This is a genomic window from Planktothrix agardhii (assembly GCF_904830935.1).
GTDB lineage: Bacteria > Cyanobacteriota > Cyanobacteriia > Cyanobacteriales > Microcoleaceae > Planktothrix > Planktothrix agardhii.
In genome coordinates this window covers 435,207-456,328 of record NZ_LR882952.1, presented here as the reverse complement: position 1 = coordinate 456,328, position 21,122 = coordinate 435,207, and the positions used below count along the sequence as shown (strand labels likewise).

The following is a 21,122-nucleotide window of genomic DNA, read 5'->3' as shown; positions in this document are numbered from 1 at the left end:
CGGACTATATTGTAAAATTTTTCAATCTGAAAGCAGATAATTCAGTAATTTGCCGTATAGAAAATGGAAAAATAGTCATATCTTATTTGAAAATATGACCTCCTAGAAACCGGGTTTCTGCGATCACCTTTGCTTCCTAACAGAGATTTATGGAGAAACCCGGTTTCTGACCTCCATCGTGCTCCGAGAAACCGGGTTTCTGTCATAACTTTGTTTCTCAACCAAGAGATAACTTAAGAAACCCGGTTTCTAACACTTAACTTCCGCCAACCCGCGCCACATCACGGGAATTTGCTTCAAACGCCGCCGTTAACGCTTCATCCCCCGTTAAACCGGATTTTTCAGCCTCTTTTAATGCTTCCAAAACCCGCTTATAATCCCGTGGAATCACCTTAACAAAAGTCGGAATCATTTCCGTCCAATTTGCCAAAATTTTCAGCGCTTTTTGACTCTTGGTATACTCCGCGTGTTTAGCAATTAATTGGTAAACCTGATTAATTTCTTCCGGGTCTTCCAACTTTTCTAAATCCGCCATGGACGTATTGCAACGGGTGGCAAAATCGCCAGTTTCATCAAAGATATAAGCAATACCGCCACTCATCCCCGCCGCAAAGTTCCGTCCGGTCGCACCCAGGACAACCACCTTACCTCCGGTCATATATTCACAACCGTGATCTCCCACGCCTTCCACAACGGCATTCACGCCGGAGTTACGCACCCCAAAACGTTCACCCGCTAACCCTCGGATATAGACTTCCCCAAGGGTTGCGCCATATAACGCCACATTCCCGATAATAATGTTATCTTCAGGGATAAAAGTGGAAATTGCTGGTGGATAAATAATAATTTTACCTCCGCTTAATCCCTTGCCCACATAGTCGTTAGCATCCCCTTGCAATTCTAAGGTCACACCCTTGGGTACAAAAGCCCCAAAACTTTGACCCGCACTACCTTGGAAATGCAGATGCACCGTATCTTCCGGTAAACCGTGCCAATGGTTTTTGGTGATTTCATTGCCTAAAATCGTTCCCACCGCCCGGTTAATATTTTTAATCGGTAAGGTAGCCTCAACCTTCTCACCATTCTCAATAGCGGGTTTACACAGATCCAGTAACACGGTGATATCCATAGATTTATCTAAACCGTGATCCTGGGGAATTTGACAATAACGGCCGATATCCTCCCCAACTTCCGGTTGATAGAGGATTTTCGAGAGGTCAATACCCTTGGCTTTCCAATGGTCAACGGCTTTCTTGCCTTCCAAAATATCCGTCCGTCCCACCATTTCAGTTAAGGTGCGGAAACCCAACTGTGCCATGATTTCTCGGACTTCCTGGGCGATGAACTTCATGAAATTAACGGTATACTCAGGATCACCCGAAAAGCTTTCCCGCAGTTGGGGGTTTTGGGTGGCGATACCCACAGGGCAGGTATTCAGGTGGCACACCCGCATCATAATACAACCCAAGGTAACTAACGGGGCTGTTGAAAAGCCGAATTCCTCCGCCCCTAACAACGCGGCTACCACCACATCCCGGCCGGTTTTCATCTGACCATCGGTTTCAACAGCAATGCGCGATCGCAAATTATTCAACACCAGGGTTTGATGGGTTTCTGCCAAACCCAACTCCCAAGGGAGTCCGGCGTGTTTAATCGAAGTTTGGGGAGACGCCCCCGTACCCCCATCAAAACCGGAGATTAATACCACATCGGCATGGGCTTTAGCAACCCCGGCGGCAATGGTTCCAACTCCGACTTCCGAGACTAATTTCACACTAACCCGCGCTGCCCGATTCGCATTTTTCAAATCGTGGATTAATTCGGCTAAGTCCTCAATAGAATAAATATCGTGGTGAGGAGGGGGGGAAATCAAACCCACGCCGGGGGTAGAATGGCGGACTTTGGCAATAGGCGGATAAACCTTGCGTCCGGGGAGTTGTCCCCCTTCTCCGGGTTTTGCGCCTTGTGCCATTTTGATTTGAATTTCCTTGGCTTGGGAAAGGTACAAACTCGTCACCCCAAACCGACCGGAGGCGACTTGCTTAATAGCGCTATTTTTCGAGTCCCCTTGTTCGTTTGTCCAGGTATAACGTTCTGGGTCTTCGCCGCCTTCTCCTGTGTTAGACTTACCACCAATCCGATTCATGGCGATCGCTAAGGTTTCATGGGCTTCCTTAGAAATCGAGCCATAACTCATCGCCCCGGTTTTAAAGCGCTTCATAATTGCTTCAATGGGTTCGACTTCTTCTAATAGAATCGGTTGACGATCTTTAAATTCCAATAAGCCGCGCAGGGTAAAATATTTTTGGTTTTGCTCATTCACTAACTGGGCGTATTTTTTGAACAATTCATAATCTCCCAGGCGCACTGCTTTCTGTAAAGAATGAATCGCTTCCGGGCTTAATAAATGGGCTTCTCCTTCCTTACGCCATTGATATTCACCACCCACATCTAGGGTATGGGTTTTATCTCCGGGTTGGTTGGGGAAAGCGTGGGTATGGCGGATAATTGCTTCTTGAGCAATAATATCTAAATCAGCGCCTTCAATCCGGGTAGCTGTCCAACTAAAGTATCGATCAATCACTGATTGATTTAAACCAATGGCTTCAAAAATTTGGGCACCACGATAACTTTGTAAAGTGGAAATACCGATTTTTGAAGCAACTTTAACCACCCCTTTTGTGGCGGCTTTGACATAATTTTTGCAAGCGGTTTTATAGTCCACACCGACTAATAATCCTTGCTCGATCATGTCGTGGATACTTTCAAACGCCATATAGGGATTAATCGCACCACAGCCATAACCGACTAAAAGGGCATAATGATGGACTTCTCGCGGTTCACCGGATTCTAAAATAATTCCTACCCGGGTGCGAGTCCCCTGACGAATTAGATGGTGATGTAAACCGGATACCGCTAATAAAGCCGGGATGGGGGCATTGTTGGAATCAACACCGCGATCGCTCAAAACTAACAGGTTCACCCCGGCTGCAATTGCTTCGTCAGCCTGGGCAAAAATCCCTTCCATGACCGCTTCTAACCCTTTTACCCCATCTTTGGGGTTAAATAGAATTGGCAGGGTAACGGCTTGAAAACCGTCTTCATTAACAAATTTGAGTTTAGCTAATTCTTCGTTACTCAGAATGGGGCTTTTGAGTTCGATCAGGTGGCAACTTTCCGGTTCGGGTTTTAATAAGTTGCGTTCAGACCCGATAGTAGTTTCGGCTGAGGTGATAATTTCTTCCCGAATGGAGTCAATAGGGGGGTTTGTTACCTGAGCAAACAGTTGTTGAAAATAATCATAAAGCAGTTTCGGGCGATCGGATAACACCGCCAACGGGGTATCAGTTCCCATCGAACCCACCGCCTCAACGCCATCCCGCGCCATTGGCGTTAATAATAGGCGCAGATCCTCGAAGGTATAACCGAAAGCCGTTTGTAGCTGAACTAACCCATCCGTAGACGCACCATCGCTGGTTTCTACGGGGTCTTTCAGGTTGGCTAATTCCACCATATTCTGGTTGATCCAGTCCCGATAGGGCTGTTCCGTAGCGATTTTAGCCTTAATTTCCTCATCGGCAATGATCCGCCCCTGTTCCATATCCACCAGGAACATCCGCCCGGGTTGTAACCGACCTTTATGGGCCACCCGCTCCGGTTCAATAGGTAGGACTCCGGCCTCGGAGGCCATAATCACCAAATCATCCTTAGTGACATAATAGCGGGAGGGTCGTAAACCGTTCCGGTCAAGGACAGCACCCATCATTGTGCCATCGGTAAAGGCAATAGAAGCCGGGCCATCCCAAGGTTCCATTAAGCAGGAATGGTATTCATAGAAGGCCTTTTTCTCGTCACTCATGGACTCGTGGGCCGTCCAAGGTTCGGGGATCATCATCATCACCGCATGGGGAAGCGATCGCCCTGCCAAGACTAACAATTCTAGGGCATTATCAAAAATAGTAGAATCGCTACCGTTAATATTAATTACGGGTTTAATTTTTTTCAGATCCTCCCCAAACAATTCCGACTCAAACATCGACTGGCGGGCGGTCATCCAGTTAATATTGCCTCGCAGGGTATTAATTTCGCCGTTATGGGCAATATAACGATAGGGGTGGGAACGTTCCCAACTGGGGAAAGTATTGGTACTGAAGCGCGAGTGAACCAACGCTAAGGCACTTTCCATATCGGGATCATGGAGTTCGGGGTAATAATCACCCACCTGTACAGGCATCAACATCCCCTTATATACCATTGTCCGACAGGAGAGACTCGACAAATACAAATAGGTGTCAACTTGTGTCACCCGGATCTCAGTATGGGCCCGTTTACGGATCACATACAGTTTCCGTTCAAAGGCCAAATCATCAACTAAGCCCGAACCCCGTTGAATAAACACCTGCTGCATGAAGGGTTCACTCATTTTAGCGGTATTTCCCAGGGAGGAGTTATCCGTCGGTACGTCCCGCCACCCTAAGACCTGTTGACCTTCATCCGCCGCAATTTTCTCAAATATCCGGCGACCGCTTTCCCTGGCGTTGGTATCGGGGGAAGCGTACATCATCCCGACGCCATACTGACCGGGTGCGGGGAGGGTAATATTCTCCGCCGCGGCCACTTTTTTCAGGAACTTGTGGGGGAGTTGCATTAAAATTCCCGCCCCGTCACCCGTATTGGTTTCCGCACCACAGGCGCCGCGATGGTCGAGGTTGAGGAGAATAGTTAACCCCTGTTCCACAATATCGTGGGACTGTTTACCTTTCATCTGCACAATAAACCCGACCCCACAGGCGTCGTGTTCAAATTGTGGATCGTATAAACCCTGTTTTTCGGGGAATGTGTGAGTATTCATGGCAGTCAATTTCAGGTTATGAATGTAGATACCTAGGGCTTTACAGTCTCCGAGGGCAACAAAGGCCCATTAAGGGAGGGAAAAACCTATTATGTCAGCTTACCTTGGTTCAGGGGAGTTGTGGGGGAGTTAGGGGGGTTGGGGAAAACAAAAAATTGTTCTGTTTGTTGGGATACATTTGGACTAAATAGAATGATGCCGAGGTAAAATTAGGTAGATTACTAACAAGTTAAAAACTTATGGATAACAATAATAAACAGGTTTACAATTATACAGTGATTCTGCAAAAAGAACCCGAGGTCGGTTATCATGCTTTTTGCCCTATTCTAAAAGGTTGTCATTCTCAAGGAGATTCTTTTGAAGAAGCGATCGATAATATTACAGAAGCGATTGAATTATATATTGAAAGTTTAAGGGCTGATGATCAGCCAATTCCTAGAGAAGATTTAATTGTTAAGCCCTTAAGGATCTTAGCATGAGTAATTTTCCAAGCGTCAAAGCTAAAGACTTTATCAAAGTTATCGAAAATTTGGGTTCTAATTCATCCCCCAAAAATAATCAATAAGACCCAGAAAATAATCCAGAATCTATTGAATCTAATCCCAAATTTCTTGAACTTTAAACCGTAGTAAGCCCTTCAGGGCTTTCTGAGTCCTAAAGGACTCACTACAAACAATTACACAATTCCAGTTAATGGGACTTAAACAAAAATAAGGAGCTAAATATAGCAATCCGCGCCGAGGTTGTGGAAAAATTCCATACTGATATGTTAATCTAGGTATGTTAATTAAGCAAAAGGAAAAAGCATTGTTAAGCGAATATCATAGAAAAAAGTTACTGCATCACTTTTACTGTCTGGATGCAGATAGTTCGGGCTTCATTGGCAAAGAAGATGCTGAGATCTTTGCTGAGAGATTTGCCCGGCTCCGTAGCGCAGAGCTTGGTTCAGATATTCACAAAGATTTGTTGTTTAAGTGGCTTGATGTTTGGGAGAATTTTTGGTCTAAAGCGGATTTGGATGGAGATGGTAAGGTTAATCCCGAAGAATTTTGTCAGGGCATAGAAGAAGCGGTTTCAAATCCAGATTACAACGACCCTTTAATAGAGACTTTGTTTGACATTGTTGATTTAGACAGTGATGGTCACATCTCACAACAAGAGCATCGTCTCTTTTTCAGTGTGTTTGACCTAGATGCTGAAAAATCAGCTTTTGTCTTCTCCAAACTTGATATCGACCAGGACGGCATTCTCTCTAAAAAAGAGTTTGTTTCTGCTAAGAGAGAATTTCTAACTGAAAAGGAACCCGGTGCTGTAGGTAACTGGTTTTGGGGTTCTGTGGAGTAATGCACGCCATGATTGTGGGGGAGTTAGGGGGGTTGGGGAAAACAAAAAATTGTTCTGTTTATTGGTATACATTTGGAGCTAAAGTTCTCTATTTGGATCTAAAGTACGCTGTTCTTCTAAAACCTTTCTAACCAATTTTGCAAAGCTATATTAATCAGATTTTCTAGTTGACTCAGAGGTTCTATAGAATCTGTTACCTGGATAAACTTTTCAAAGTCTTTATACCGATAGGATTGATCAGAGGTTGATTTTATGGAAATTAGAAAATCAACCTCAATTATTTCTAAGTTGCTGCTGGTAACTTGTCTTTTAGAGAAATTGCTTTATTGACTATTTCTTGAACTTTCTTTCCTTCCGTAATTAATTGATCAAAATAGCTATTAACCTTAGCAATTAACTCTTGATAAGTCTCGGCTGAAAGAGGATCTTTACCACTTAATTTCACTTCATAATATTGACAAGCTGCATATCCAACCCCTAAAAATAAGGTTGCATTAATTATTGGATTAATTGCCCAACTTGCAATCGGAGTATGTTTGAGCAAAAATCCTAAACCCATTTTGGGTAAATTATCAACTGTCAAAGTTAAAGCTAAAATTGCTAAAATCTCCTGTGTTGATTCTGGGGATTTAATATCTTGCTTATAAGCACAAGCAATTTCATAAACCATTTGAATTAATAAAGGTGTCGTTACACTTAGGTCTACCAAAAAAGTAGCTCCTGGAATTGCACCAACCATACCAGTAATTAAAGAATACAAAAGTTTTTCATTGATGACATTTTGAGCAATTTGGCTGCTTGAAAATTTTGGATAATTTTTCTTGATTTTACTAACAATAGTAAGTGCTTTTTCCGCTAGACCCATACTCAAAATACACTCTAAAATTCTTTCTTTCCAATATTCATTCCAATAGTTAATGATTTGTTGCAGTAATTGTTTAACAAATTGGTCTGATTTTTTAGTGATTCCATTAAGGATATTGGTAATTTCTTGAGTTGTATCGCCAACCGCTTTACTCGACACTTTAAGGCCAGCTTCTAAGGCTTCTAAGGTTTTTTGGATTTGTTCTAGTGTCCATTTAATATGTTCAGTAGCTGGATCTTGAATGGCTTTGACAACATCTGTCACAAACTGTCCTAATAGATTAATATCTTCCTCAACTTCCACTTCAATTTCTGTTTTTGCCAGGGAAAATCGATCACCAAAAAAATCTAATAAGATTCCCCTGGATAACGCAGAAGTTTCTATTTCATAGATGATCTCAAGCATCCGACCTTGAAAGTCTAACGCTTGCAACACAATCTTCTGTGCCTTAAACGCTCTCAAATCTCCCCCGTTTTTCAGGGGAGCGAGCTTCTTCATCATTGCCTCGATCTCGTTTTTCTTTCCCTGAATAAATTCAGGGGTCAACTCATCACCAACACCGAAAGGTACAGCCGATTTTTTTACCTTTTTTTTTATCACAGATGCGATCGCATCTAATATCTCAATACTTTTTTCGGCTGTTTTTTCAACATCCCGCATAGTAGCTTCTACTATGCGCTTTTTGTTTATTTCGGTCATATTATTAACCTCTTGGCCGAATAGCTTGTAAAGCACTTTCACCTCACAGGCTATTAGGATGCGATCGCAATGAATCAAATCATCGTCGAATTTATCAACAATCTCATCAGGTATTAATGTGATGACGACATATTCGGGGATTTTAAGCCCCTCTTTGTTAACTCCAACGAGTTGATTGGGGAATGAAACCCCGATTCTTTTAGGGAATGTCGATGGAACTAATTCCATGAATTTTTTCATTTTCTTGAAGGCGAAGACTACCGACCCTGTAGCCTCCTTCTCAGGAGAGGTTAAACAAATACCCTCCTTTCCGATGGTTAAAATGCCTTCTTCTACCTTCATAGAGAAGGACACTTTGTTTTTCTCGGTCATTTCTTTGACCAAGGTTTTTAGTCTTTTCCCGAAATCGGGAGGACAGTTGACGAGATCCCCTGTTGCCAAGATATTGAAGTGATCTATAGTTGTCCCTGGGATTACTTCCAATATTGGAGTTCGGTGGCTTATCACCTCGTATCCAGTCCGAAGGGAGAACTGTATCCCACCACTAAAGCGGTATAACTTCAATTTTCCCTTCATCCCTTTTAATGGGATAGTTTCAGGGGAAAACATTATACGTTCCCCCCTTACGGTCGTTGACGTTTTTTGCCAAGACTCGCCTTTTAGTAGGCGTAAAGCCTGTAGCCCACTGTCTTTATAGGTGGCTATGGCTAAGATGCTCCCTCCATGCACCTCTATGTGCATTTTCGACGCACCGTGATGGGTTCGGAACCACTCCGCATCCCCATCTGTCAGTTGGTCGGTTGACCATAAAAGGTCTTCCGATGATCCCAATCCTCCGCCAACAAATTGACAGGGGAGGTATATTTCTTCAGAGGATAATTTTATTTTTATTAAACCATCCTCTTTTTGAGGAATCACCTCCAATATATCTCCATCATTGGTGACTGAGGGAAAGTCTGTAGAAGAAAAAACTCCCGTCCATTCACGGGCGGGCTTTCCTTTTAACCTATCCTCTCCGTCACCCCAAGAAAATTGAACCCTCTTGGTCGAAGTATTAAAACTTAGCAGTATTTTTGACGCTGATATTGTCACCTTGGAGGAGACGAAAATTGCTTTTAATTGAGAGTATTTCATTTTTTCTGTAATTAACTATGATGCTTTTTCACAATTCATTTAGACTGGCTATAACGCAGTCACAGGAAGCCATTGACCTTATTGTCTGAAAACATAGTTTAATCCTCTTAAAATTGTTTGGGTATGCGAGACTGTCCTCAACCTCTGAGCGTTGAGTTGTGCTTGGATCAAAAAACTTGTAGGTAGCGGTATAAAATTTTATTTTACAACAAACTCAAGAAAATGAAATCACTTTTTTTCAAACCCATTAAGCAGAAATCAATATGATTCCTGAGTTAATGTCAAGTTTTCCTCACATTGAATCGCAAGGCTTGTCCACATTCGGATGATATAATAAAAAGTTGGCTTTTTATAGAACTAACTCCCCCTTCTCAACCGTAGAAGTGGGATTTTGTAGTGACTCAAATCTCCTATCAGTAGAAAACCGTAGCGTCTACCCTATTGTACCTAAAATGACAGAATCAATTCGCTTTCTGATGTGTTCTCCAGACCACTATGATGTGGACTATGTGATCAATCCTTGGATGGAGGGAAACATCCACAAATCCTCCTTTGACAAGGCTAGAGAACAATGGCAAAATTTGTACCATCTGATTAAAGATCACGCCATTGTTGACCTAGTAAACCCCGCCAAAGGTTGGCCGGATATGGTATTTACCGCCAACGCCGGGTTAGTTCTCGATAAAACCGTCGTTCTTAGTCGTTTTTATCATAAAGAACGCCAAGGAGAAGAACCCTATTTCAAAACCTGGTTTGAAAGTCAAGGATTTACCGTTCACGAACTCCCTAAAGACCTCCCCTTTGAAGGCGCTGGAGACGCATTATTTGACCGGGAAGGGCGCTATTTATGGGCAGGATATGGATTTCGGTCTGAACTCGATTCTCACCCCTTAATTGCCGAATGGCTCGATATTGAAGTCCTATCCCTGCGGTTAATGGATGAACGTTTTTATCATTTGGATACCTGTTTTTGTCCCTTAAAAGGCGGGTATTTAATGTATTATCCTCCCGCCTTTGATTCCTATTCAAATCGCTTAATTGAAATGCGAATTCCTCCCGAAAAACGGATTATTGTTGAGGAACCCGACGCCATTAACTTTGCTTGTAACACCGTCAATATTAATCAGATGGTGATTATGAACAAAGCCAGTGAAAACCTCAAAGCTAGAATCGAAGAAGCAGGTTTTACTGTCCTAGAAACTCCCCTAACTGAGTTTTTAAAAGCAGGTGGGGCTGCCAAATGTTTAACCCTGCGGGTGACTGAACCTGTAATTGTTGATCGTCATGCGGTGGTTAAAGTCGAAAGCCACACCGTCCTAATGGAAGGACATCTATTAGACGCCGGATTAATTAACCGCGCCTTGGATTTAGTTATCGAAGGTGGGGGTAGTTTCAAAGTCCTCAACTTCAATTTAGGGGAACAACGCCAAAGCACCTCTAAAGCCGAGATTAAAATTTCCGCCCCCTCCCATGAGGTGATGGAAGAAATTATCAGCCAATTAATTGATATTGGCGTGGTGTCCTTAGAAGATGACCAACGGGACGCCCGCTTACAACCCGTCGAACAAGATGGCGTTGGCCCCGATGATTTCTACGTCTCCACCATTTACCCCACGGAAGTTCGGGTTGATGGCCAATGGTTGACGGTTCAACATCAACGCATGGACGGCGCGATCGCGATTTCCGAAACCCCCAACGGCCTAGTCGCCCAATGTAAAATTCTGCGGGACTTAAAGGTCGGAGAACGGGTTGTTGTGGATGTGGTTGGTCTTCGCACCATCCGCAAAACCGAATCCAGGGAAGCCCGGAATGCACCCCAGGAATTCAGCTTTATGTCGGCTGGGGTGTCCAGTGAACGCCGGGTTGAGTTAATTGTGGAACAGGTCGCCTGGGAATTGCGCCAAATTCGCGATCGCGGCGGTAAAGTGGTGGTCACAGCCGGCCCAGTGGTAATCCATACCGGAGGGGCGCAACATTTATCCCATCTGATCCGTGAAGGCTATGTGCAGGCGTTATTAGGGGGAAATGCGATCGCGGTTCACGATATGGAACAATCGATTATGGGAACCTCCCTTGGTGTCGATATGAAACAAGGCATCGCTGTTAAAGGAGGGCATCGACATCACCTTAAAGTGATTAACAGTGTTCGCCGTTATGGGAGTATTGCCACTGCCGTTGAAAATGGCTTGGTTAAGAGTGGGGTAATGTACGAATGTGTGAAAAATAATATTCCCTTCTCCTTAGCGGGTTCGATTCGGGATGATGGCCCCCTACCGGATACCCAAATGGACTTAATTAAAGCCCAAGAAGATTATGCCGAACTTTTGCAGGGCGCCGATATGATTCTGATGCTGTCCTCGATGCTGCATTCGATTGGGGTGGGGAATATGACGCCTTCGGGAGTTAAGATGGTCTGTGTGGATATTAACCCGGCCGTTGTGACCAAACTGAGTGATCGCGGTTCTGTGGAGTCCATTGGTGTTGTTACTGACGTGGGACTATTCCTGAGTTTATTAGTCAATCAATTGGATAAATTAACCAGTCGTTACGGGGTCGTACAAGTCGGTTAATTTCATTTTGAATTAACGAAAAGTGATCACATTCAAAATTTTTGAATGTGATCCTTTCTGTTATAATCAAAAAAAATAAAGCCCGTGACGAGGATTGAACTCGTGACCTCTTCCTTACCAAGGAAGTGCTCTACCACTGAGCTACACGGGCAAAAAAAATTAATAACAAAAAACTAAAATATTATAGCTTCTAATCTTTAATTTTTTTAACTTTAGAGGTGGGCCGAGCTGGATTTGAACCAGCGTAGGCGTAGCCAGCGGATTTACAGTCCGCCCCCATTAACCGCTCGGGCATCGACCCATTTATTCAACAATTTTATATAGTAGCACGATCTCAGAAAATGTCAATGGTTTTGGCAAAAAACTTTTTTAGTCTAGGGTAAAGGGGGCTGATAACCCTAGCGTTCAGGGAGTTTACGGACTTTTTTGGTTGGGCGGGTTGGACGGGAAGAACGGGTGCGAGGCCGGCCTGTCGTGAGTTTATCAAGCGGTTGGGTGCGGCTGGGAAAATCGCTCTCATCGTAAATTTCCCCGACTAACTCCTCCAAAATATCCTCCAGGGTTACTAACCCAACGGTTCCCCCATATTCATCCACCACAATTGCCAGATGTAAGCGTTGTTGCAGCATTTCCTTGAGTAAATCCCCAACCCGTTTAGTTTCGGGGACATAAACCGGAGGACTCATGGCTTCGGTGACAGAAATGTTGTCCCGTTCCTCATCGTGGGCATGGGCTAATTGTAACGCCCGTTTCAAATGGACAATCCCGACAATTTGATCCTTTGATTCTCCCTGCACTGGAATCCGAGAATATCCCGTTTCTAGGCATAACTCAATCACTTCTGGTAAGGTAGCTTGATGGGAAATAGTTCGCATCTCAATTCGCGGTTTAACCACCTCTCGGGCGATTAAATAATCCATCATCAAGGCTTTATTCAAGAGTTGATGTTTTTGCCAATCTAACTGACCCCGACCCCCTAAAATTTCGATCATCAATCGCAAATCCTGTACCGATAATCCCTGCTGAACCCCCCCCGGACTAAACATCCGAATAATCCCTTGGGTAATACTTTCTAACAGGACAATCACTGGCGAGAGGACAATAGATAACAAATAAATCGGCCGAACCGTAGCTTTAAAAATGGGTAAAATGTTGTTAATAGCAAAGGATTTCGGGGTAATTTCCCCAAAAATTAATACTAGAAAAGTCACAACACCCGTAGCTACCCCAATCCCCGCATTACCTAGCCAAATCGCAAATAAATTACTGGTGAGAATCGCCGAGAAATTATTTACCAGGTTGTTTCCGACTAACAAGGTGGTGATAAATCTGGCCCGCTTTTCTAAAACTAGAGTATACATGCGGTTGGGGTCGCCCTGTTCTTTAATTAAAGCTCGTAATTTTAAGTTATCGAGGGCGGTAATGGCGGTTTCGGAACCGGAGAACAAGGCTGATAGAATCAGCATAAATACCAGCACTAGAATATCTAGCCCGATATTTCCCAATAAAGGTACGCTTGCAGAAACAGCAAATAGAGATTCTGAGGGAAAGGTTCCGAACATCAACGGGATAAAGTTATCTGAAAAAACTGTTTTGATTGTAGCCGATGGGGTTTAATATAGCAGGGAACAGGGAATGGGTAATGGGTAATAGGTAATGGGTAATAGGTAATAGGTAATAGGTAATCTGCTGTGCTATACAATAAAAGACTTCCTGGGAGTAGGAAGTCCTATAAATAAATAGATTGGGTTTTGGTGTCAGACCCAGATTAAATAACGGTATAATCGGAAATTACCGCATTTTTCAGGATCACAACAATACCACTGCGGATATAAAATCCTAAATCTTCCCTTTCCGCTTCTTGGATATCCTCTTTATTGATAATTTGGACATTGCGACCAATGCGAGCATTTTTATCAACAATAGCCTTACGAATTACGGTATTGGAACCAATACCCAGTGAAACTTCACCTTCTCGTAAACCCGAAGAACGTTCTGAGAATGCTTGATAAAAGTCGGAACCCATGAGTAGGGTATCTTCAATCACGCATCCAGCTTCCACCCGGGAACGTAACCCCAAAACAGAATGATCAATCCGACATTCTTTCAGGATACAACCTTCAGCAATAATAGACTCCGTAATCCGACAATCTAGGATTTTCGTAGGGGGTAAGTGACGAGAACGGGTATAAATCGGAGATTCTTCGTCGTAGAAACTGAAGTTGGGGTGGGGTTGTTGTGTTAAACCCAGATTGGCATGATAAAACGCTTCGATGGTTCCAATATCTTCCCAATAGTCTTTAAATAAAAAGGCTTGAACGTTTAAATTGGCCGATGCGTTGGGAATTACTTCTTTCCCGAAATCAGTTTCCTGGGGATTTTCATCTAATAGCTTAATCAAGGTGTCTTTGTTAAAGACATAAATCCCCATAGAAGCAATATAAGGATTTTCTTTAGCCTGTTCGGGAGATAAACCTAACGTCGAGGTATCCACCTGCATTTCTTTGAGGGCGTCCCCTTTGGGTTTTTCGCTAAAACTCACCACCCGTCCAGAGTCATCAAGTTTCATTAAGCCAAAATCCGAAGCCCGTTTTTCGTCAATGGGCAATACCGAAAGGGTAATATCCGCTTTGGTGTCTAAATGACGTTGGACAAATTCCCGATAGTCCATGCGATAGAGATGGTCACCGGATAAAATCAGAAATTGGTCAACGTCCCATTCCTTCAGCAGCCACAAATACTGACGCACCGCATCCGCCGTACCCTGGAACCAATTGGGGTTTTGGGTGGTCTGTTGGGCGGCTAGGACTTCTGCAAAGCTATCATCAAAGCCAGAGAAGTTGTAGGCGCGAGCAATATGGCGGTTTAAGGATGCTGAGTTAAACTGGGTTAAAACGTAGATTTTGAGAATTTCTGAGTTAATACAGTTACTAATGGGGATGTCGATTAACCGATATTTCCCGGCGATGGGAACCGCAGGCTTGGCCCGCATTTTGGTTAAAGGATACAGGCGGCTACCTGCACCGCCACCGAGAATGATTGCTAAAACTCGTTTCACAAAAAATTACCTCTCAACTGCCAATAGTCTTCCCAAGTCCAGTGTCCGACTGTACGGTACTCTTGACAAGGGGGGAGAGGCAAAACCGACATTAAGTTTGGGTTAGGGTGGGGTTAGGAGGAACGGAAAAGGCCAAAGAATTGTTAAACAGTTATTGAATTTTAAGGGTTGAAAATTTTCTAGCTGTTTAGAAGTTGATAATTCTTTATATTTTTTTACCGGATTTATCGGGGATTGTTTGGTTAATTTCAGGTTATACGAGAATAAACACGATCAATTTTGATTAAAGATAGAGGATTTATGATGCACCTATATTGGCATAAGGTTTCTCAGGCGATTAAAGTGGCTGTGGTCGGGGTTTCTTTACCTTTATTGTTGTCGAGTGCAGGGTTGGCGCAACAGAATGTTCAGCAAAAAGCTATTCAGGTTGATCCGAGAATTAAAGAGCCGATTGAAATGTTGATGGATGATAATGAAGGTAATGATCAAACAGCTATTGATAAACTCAAAGAAAATAAGGATATCGTAGATTTATTAATTCAAGAGTTTAACAATAATAATAATTCTGTTGAAGTTCGCTTGGCTATTGTCAAGGCTTTAGGAGAAGTCGATCATGAATCCGAGAAAGCTGTTGAGCAGTTAATTAAAATTATAGAGGCTCAAAAGGAAGATGATAAAATTCGTATTGCAACAACTAAAAGTTTATTAAGATTTAAAAACATATCTCAAAAAAACATTGAAAAATTAATTAATCAATTGAAAAATAATAACAATACAGCAGACTTCAGATCATGGTCTTTATACTATTTGGGTGATAGTATTTCAGGAAGTAATTTAACTCTTGAAAATCAACAGATTAAAACGCTTATTAGTATATTGAATGATGAAAATTATCAAGTTTATGCTCAAGCAACCTATCCTCTTGCAGAATCTTTAAAAATAAAATTTGAAAAAAATAATTCTCCAGATTTACTTTCTCATATAAAAACAATAGCTCAAAATAAAAACGAACATTGGAAAACTCGAATAGGTGTGGCACAAGCTCTTGGATTCAGTGGTCACGATGTTAAATTATCAATGGAAGTTTTAACAGAGTTTCTCCAAGCAGAAACTCCTATTTCTCAAAAAGAATCTGCGCTTGACTCCATACAAGTTATAGCTGATGAACTGTCACAAACAGCTTATACAATTGCTGATCAAGAAGATCAGAAAATAAAATGGCTTGAAGGTCTCAATTTAGCACAAGAAACCCTGAAAAAAAATAATTCTGAATTAAAAAATGATAAATTATTTGTGATTAAAAATTCTTTAAATAACGCGATTGAGACTATTAAGTCGCTTCCAAAGCCTGCAAATTCTTTCGTGAACTTCCTCAGTAAACACCAAATACTGTCAATTTTCATATTTTTCATTATCTTTTGGCTGTCTCTGCTTTTTCTATTACTTCGTGTTAAACCATTATCTCTATTATGGCTGAACAATTTTTTACAAAAAACTGATTTATCCTTAGAAGTTCTTGGGGTTAATATTCAGACTACAACATTAAGAAAATTGTTGTTTGACTTACAATATCATCCCAGGGTACTTGATGATTGGGTAAAAACGAATCTGAAAACAGCACGCCGTCAGTTCGAGAATAAGCAGACGGTTAAACAGAGAAACATTTATGTCCCTACAATTCCTGTAATTTTGAATGGTGATTCAATTCCTGAATTGACTCCGAAAGATTTACAACATAAGTTTAGTGAATCGAGAGAAACTTTACTGATTTGGGGAGAAGGTGGTTCAGGAAAAACAACTTTAGCTTGTCAGTTAGCAAAGTGGGCAATGGCAGATGATCCAGAGCAACGTCTTTGTCCTAATCATCGAATGTTACCGATTTTAATTGATCAAGAACTGAGCGATGAAACTGGGAATCAACAACAGGTTTTAATGGAAGCGATTCATGGACAACTGAGAGATTTAATTGAGGCAGTCAAACCAATTTCTGAAGAATTACTCGAACATTTATTAAGAGAAAGACGACTGCTGGTGATTGTTGATGGTTATTCAGAAATGCGTCCAGCAACTCGTAACAAAATTAAACCCGAATTACCCAGTTTTGTAGCAAATGCTTTGATTCTCACCTCACGAAATGATGAATCTTTAGGCGGTGTGAATAAAACGATTATTAAAATGATGCGGGTTCACAGTAGTAAACTGGCAGAGTTTTTACAAGCTTATGTTAATAAGAAAGGAAAACAAGATTTATTCAAAACGGATCAAGAACTTTTTCAAGCCTGTATCCAGCTTTCAAAGCTTGTCGGTGAACGAGATATTACCGTTTTATTAGCCAAACTCTATGCGGATCAATTGATTGCGAATGAATCTAACCAGACCACTAAAAATTTACCTGATAATATTCCTGATTTGATGTTATCTTACTTAAATCAAATCAATTGTCAACTGATTGAAAAGGGACTAGAAAATCATTTAGACAATCTGACTGTTCATCAGGTTGCTAAAGTGATAGCATGGCAATGTCTAAAACAGACTTATCGATCCACTACTGTTCCACTTGATACCCTATTAAAAGTATTAGGTGAACACTGGAGCGAGGAGCAAGCAAAAACTCACCTGAAGTATTTAGAAAACTCTCTCCATATTGTTGAAACCATCAAACCCAGTGAAGATCAAATTCGTTTTTCTCTTGATCCCTTAGCAGAATTTTTAGCAGGTTTGTATTTAGTTGATCTTTATAAGGATAATGAAAAATTATGGACTGAATTTCTGGCACAAGCGGATGCTCAACCCGGTGCGCCAGAAAGTATTAAAGGATTCTTACAAGCTGTGCAGGATTGCTGCCAAAAGAAAAAGGATATAGTGCCTCAAGTAATATTAGAAGAACTCTCTCAAAGAATTTTCGACTAGGATTATTCGGACAAGAGTTTAGATAATACCACTTATCGAGAGGAAGAACATTAAGGACATGGAGGACAACGATGAAATTCTTGCTCACTTAATAAATTACTATTCTCCTGCGCGTGTGAACTTGCTTCTCCTAACGCTTCCATAGCATTAGCCAACAACTCCGAGCGATCTTTATTATCCTTGATAGCTGGTATATTGGATTCATCAGTGATTGCTAATGTAAGAAATGCAATCGCTTCTTCTTGATAACGACCTAGCTTTAATAATCCTTGTGCAGCAAAAATTTTAGCTTTGAGATCAGCCTTTTTATCATTTAGGGTGATGATTAATTGATAAGCTGCTTTTGAAATCGGCGATCGCGGTACAAAATTGGCAGCACTAATGACTAACTCATACTCATCCTTAATTTCTGGATCTACATTTTGCAGGGCATTATCTAATGCACACAAAATTTTCTCATAGTTCTTTCTGAGTTTAGAATCCATATTAACCTCTGTTAAAGTAATGGGTGTTTTTTGAGATGAAAAATTACGTTGTTTCTTCGGTTGTTGTTTAGGTGAATGGGAATTTTTGGCTAAACGTTGGGCTGTTTTTACCGCCTCGAACCCATTAACTAAACCGTTTCCCGTTGCCCAATCAAATCCGGGTTTGGCCGAATGTCCTCCGGTTGCAGAATTGGAATTTCCTGCAATGACATCAATGGCAGTTTGTTGCAAAATTTCTTTTGCTTGTTGGGAGGATAATTGGGGATTAACTTGCTTCATCAAGGCGCAAATTCCCGCGAGTTGGGGCGCTGCGGCGGATGTTCCACTAAAGGCGGCCCAACCATCTTCTGATGAAGTTTCATCCGCGTCAGGATGTTTAACTCCGGGTAAACCAAAAAGGGCATCTAACGTGCTTCCAGGGGGAACAGGTAAGATAATATAAGCGGCTCTAGGTTTCTTTCCAACTAACCCACAAATATCAGGAACAATGCGTCCAGAATAGATGTTACTGCTAAAACCACTAGCATAATTACTCGCTTCTAATTTGCCATCAGAATCCAAATAAACGCCTCCAGCCGCAATCACATCCGGGTGTTGAGAGGGAAATCCCCAATGCCCATTTCCGGCGGAAAAAACAACAATAATTCCTTGATAAACTGCATCGGCAATATTAGCAGTTAAAGCAATATCATAGGCCGATAAAGGGGCATATTGTTTGCTACTTCCCCAACTACAAGAAACAATATCAGGACGCAGGGAAACCGCTTTTTTAAAGGCAGCAATGGAATTTTTGAAGTTCCCTTTTACCATCGTAAAATTGATTTCAGGAGCCACGGAAAATAGATTGGCAGATTCTCCGGTTCCATGTCCATTTTCATCAACTTCGGGATTAATACATCCGGCCGCTAAAATAACTTTACCCCGATATCTGTTCCGGGCAAAAAAAGGATGACTATACCATCCTGAATCGACCATGACAACGTTAATGCCTTGACCTTTAATTCCTTGTTGATGAGCCGTAACTGCATTCAATTCCTGGGCAATATCCTGGGGAATTAAATGCCAATAGGACGGATTTGGAGGAGATTCTGAAGGTCGGCTAACATCGGTATAATAAACGGGTTCACTTAAAGCAATTCCTTCAATTAAGTTAGATAAATTACTTGAAGACGGATCAACAAAACCGATAATATCAGTATCAGGAGTATCTAAAAATGTGCCTATACTTTCTAATCCGCCCCCTTTGATAACAGGTTTGTCTTTCGCAATAATTTGCGTGTTGAAAACACGCTCATACAAATCAGCAGAACCTGCAATACTAAGAGTGACTCGTCCCGTTTCTAAAACTTCAAACCCTTCAGCTTTTAGACGTTGAATTGCTAAATTGACCTGTTGAGGATGAGAATAAAATTGAGTAATATTCTCACGGGTAATTAGTTCTGAAGATCGGAATAGGGAAACCCCTCCTTGTGAATTAACTGAGGCTTCTGCGTAAACAATGGGTGGTAAATTACTATTGGGGTCATTCATTCCTCTGGGTGTACATCCAATAAGTTGTTTCTAATTTATCATTGGTAAATAAGATATTCAGGTCTGCTTAATAAAACTTAAATATCTGATTAGAGTGATGGACTTGCTGGGGAGGTTAGCGATCGCCTAAAATTAAATAGCTAATTTCTAAGCTCAGTTTTGCTTAATTTTAGCAGTTATAATTAATCATATGTGATTAAAAATTATTTATGCAAATACAAACTCCTGATTGGGTCAAACACGCGGTATTTTATCAAATTTTTCCCGATCGCTTTGCTCAAGCAGCTATTCCGCGCAAAACCTTGTTAAAATCCGATCACTGGGAACAATGGGATTTACCACCGAGTTTACAGGGATATAAAGGAGGCAATTTATGGGGCGTGATTGAACAATTAGATTATTTACAGGATTTAGGGATTAATGCGATTTATTTTACTCCTATTTTTCAATCGGCTTGTAATCATCGTTACCATACCCATGATTATTATCAAATTGACCCCATACTCGGAGGAAATACTGCTTTTAAAGAGTTATTAGATGCAGCCCATCAACGCCAGATTAAAATTGTTTTAGATGGAGTCTTTAACCATGCCAGTCGGGGCTTTTTCCAGTTTCATGATATTTTAGAAAACGGCCCCAATTCTCCTTGGTTAGATTGGTTTAAAATTGAAGGCTGGCCCTTATCGGCTTATGATGGTAGTCAACCTGCTAATTATGTGGGTTGGGTTGGAAATCGGGCTTTACCTCAATTTAACCATGATAACCCTGATGTTAGGGAATATATCATGGAAATTGCTGAATATTGGATTAATTTTGGGATTGATGGTTGGCGTTTAGATGTGCCTTTTGAAGTCAAAACTCCTGGTTTTTGGCAGGAATTTCGAGATAGAGTTAAGGCTATTAATCCAGAGGCTTATATTGTTGGGGAAGTGTGGGGAGATTCCAGAGAATGGTTAGATGGGACGCAATTTGATGGGGTGATGAATTATTTATTTACGGCTCCAACTATTGCTTTTGTTGCAGGCGATCGCGTTCAAATGGAATTGGTTGAAAGCCCCTCTTATTTTCCCTATCCGGCTCTATTTGCTAAAGAATATGGTCAAAAAATACAAGATTTATTAGCGTTATATCCTTGGGAAATTCAACTAACACAACTGAATTTACTCGATAGTCATGATACCGCTAGATTAATTAGTGTGACGGGAGGAGATAAAGCAAGTGTTGAGTTAGCAACCCTATTGTTATTTACTTTTCCAGGTGCGCCCAGTATTTATTATGGGGATGAAGTGGGGTTGGAAGGACATCTTGACCCCGACTCTCGCCGCAGTTTTCCGATGCAAGATTCTTGGCATCAAAATGTTTTAGAATATCACAAAAAAATAATTGCTATTCGTCACCAATATCCGGCTTTAAGAGCAGGTTCTTACAATATATTATATTCTCAGGATATGGTTTATGGATTTGCTCGATGTTTAGACCATCAAGAATTAATTATTGTGGTCAATTCGGGAACAGAAGCAGCCGAAATCAACTTAATGGTTACTGAGTTAAAAAATCGTCCTAATCAGTTAATTTATGGAGAATGTAAGTTCAGATGGAAACAAGAAAATGGCACAACAGAATTAGAGGTCTATCTTCCTCCCCGTCAAGGAATAATTTTAGTTAATTCTTAGTT

General features: G+C 41.5%; 10 protein-coding genes and 2 tRNA genes. 5 read left to right on the top strand and 7 right to left on the bottom strand.

Translation table 11 applies throughout. The features are described from left to right. Positions 1-256: 256 nt before the first annotated feature. Entirely contained in the window at positions 257-4,852 is a 4,596-nt protein-coding gene (gene gltB / locus NMG88_RS02085) for a glutamate synthase large subunit (RefSeq protein ID WP_227382136.1), read from the bottom strand. Positions 4,853-5,091: 239 nt separating this feature from the next. On the opposite strand from gltB, the gene NMG88_RS02080 reads away from it, so the two are divergent. Further along, positions 5,092-5,331, top strand: a complete 240-nt coding sequence (locus tag NMG88_RS02080; protein ID WP_027249394.1) for a type II toxin-antitoxin system HicB family antitoxin — start codon at positions 5,092-5,094, stop codon at positions 5,329-5,331. Between the two features lie 301 nt (positions 5,332-5,632). Beyond that, complete coding sequence (locus tag NMG88_RS02075) at positions 5,633-6,196, top strand: EF-hand domain-containing protein (protein WP_042151378.1); 564 nt, start codon at positions 5,633-5,635, stop codon at positions 6,194-6,196. A gap of 283 nt (positions 6,197-6,479) precedes the next feature. Here NMG88_RS02075 and NMG88_RS02070 read toward each other — a convergent pair whose 3' ends face one another. Beyond that, on the bottom strand, positions 6,480-8,678 hold the full coding sequence (locus tag NMG88_RS02070; protein ID WP_254035063.1) for a hypothetical protein: 2,199 nt from the start codon (positions 8,676-8,678) through the stop codon (positions 6,480-6,482). A 668-nt stretch (positions 8,679-9,346) separates the two neighbouring features. On the opposite strand from NMG88_RS02070, the gene argZ reads away from it, so the two are divergent. Beyond that, the gene (gene argZ, locus NMG88_RS02065) at positions 9,347-11,464 is read left to right on the top strand and encodes a bifunctional arginine dihydrolase/ornithine cyclodeaminase (protein ID WP_254035062.1); all 2,118 of its coding nucleotides are present in this window, start codon (positions 9,347-9,349) and stop codon (positions 11,462-11,464) included. Between the two features lie 79 nt (positions 11,465-11,543). On the opposite strand, the gene NMG88_RS02060 is transcribed toward argZ, so the two are convergent. The 4 genes from NMG88_RS02060 to NMG88_RS02045 all read right to left on the bottom strand — a co-directional run bounded on the left by NMG88_RS02060 (position 11,544) and on the right by NMG88_RS02045 (position 14,522). Then, positions 11,544-11,615, bottom strand: a tRNA-Thr gene (locus NMG88_RS02060). 68 nt (positions 11,616-11,683) lie between these two features. Then, a tRNA-Tyr gene (locus NMG88_RS02055) sits at positions 11,684-11,765 on the bottom strand. A 97-nt stretch (positions 11,766-11,862) separates the two neighbouring features. Continuing rightward, entirely contained in the window at positions 11,863-13,026 is a 1,164-nt protein-coding gene (locus NMG88_RS02050; RefSeq protein ID WP_042151369.1) for a hemolysin family protein, read from the bottom strand. A gap of 206 nt (positions 13,027-13,232) precedes the next feature. Next, complete coding sequence (locus NMG88_RS02045; RefSeq protein WP_026793759.1) at positions 13,233-14,522, bottom strand: glucose-1-phosphate adenylyltransferase; 1,290 nt, start codon at positions 14,520-14,522, stop codon at positions 13,233-13,235. 279 nt (positions 14,523-14,801) lie between these two features. Here NMG88_RS02045 and NMG88_RS02040 point away from each other — a divergent pair, with 279 nt between their 5' ends. Beyond that, positions 14,802-17,432, top strand: a complete 2,631-nt coding sequence (locus tag NMG88_RS02040; RefSeq protein ID WP_254035061.1) for an NACHT domain-containing protein — start codon at positions 14,802-14,804, stop codon at positions 17,430-17,432. Between the two features lie 50 nt (positions 17,433-17,482). Here NMG88_RS02040 and NMG88_RS02035 read toward each other — a convergent pair whose 3' ends face one another. Continuing rightward, a complete protein-coding gene (locus NMG88_RS02035; RefSeq protein ID WP_254035060.1) occupies positions 17,483-19,447 on the bottom strand; it encodes a S8 family serine peptidase in 1,965 nt (654 codons plus the stop codon). Between the two features lie 209 nt (positions 19,448-19,656). On the opposite strand from NMG88_RS02035, the gene NMG88_RS02030 reads away from it, so the two are divergent. Then, the gene (locus NMG88_RS02030) at positions 19,657-21,120 is read left to right on the top strand and encodes a glycoside hydrolase family 13 protein (protein WP_254035059.1); all 1,464 of its coding nucleotides are present in this window, start codon (positions 19,657-19,659) and stop codon (positions 21,118-21,120) included. Positions 21,121-21,122: the final 2 nt, after the last annotated feature.

Coding starts and splice junctions, on each gene's coding strand:
- gltB (WP_227382136.1), bottom strand. CDS start 4,852: ATGAATACTCACACATTCCCCGAAAAACAGGGTTTATACGATCCACAA.
- NMG88_RS02080 (WP_027249394.1), top strand. CDS start 5,092: ATGGATAACAATAATAAACAGGTTTACAATTATACAGTGATTCTGCAA.
- NMG88_RS02075 (WP_042151378.1), top strand. CDS start 5,633: ATGTTAATTAAGCAAAAGGAAAAAGCATTGTTAAGCGAATATCATAGA.
- argZ (WP_254035062.1), top strand. CDS start 9,347: ATGACAGAATCAATTCGCTTTCTGATGTGTTCTCCAGACCACTATGAT.
- NMG88_RS02050 (WP_042151369.1), bottom strand. CDS start 13,026: ATGTTCGGAACCTTTCCCTCAGAATCTCTATTTGCTGTTTCTGCAAGC.
- NMG88_RS02035 (WP_254035060.1), bottom strand. CDS start 19,447: ATGAATGACCCCAATAGTAATTTACCACCCATTGTTTACGCAGAAGCC.
- NMG88_RS02030 (WP_254035059.1), top strand. CDS start 19,657: ATGCAAATACAAACTCCTGATTGGGTCAAACACGCGGTATTTTATCAA.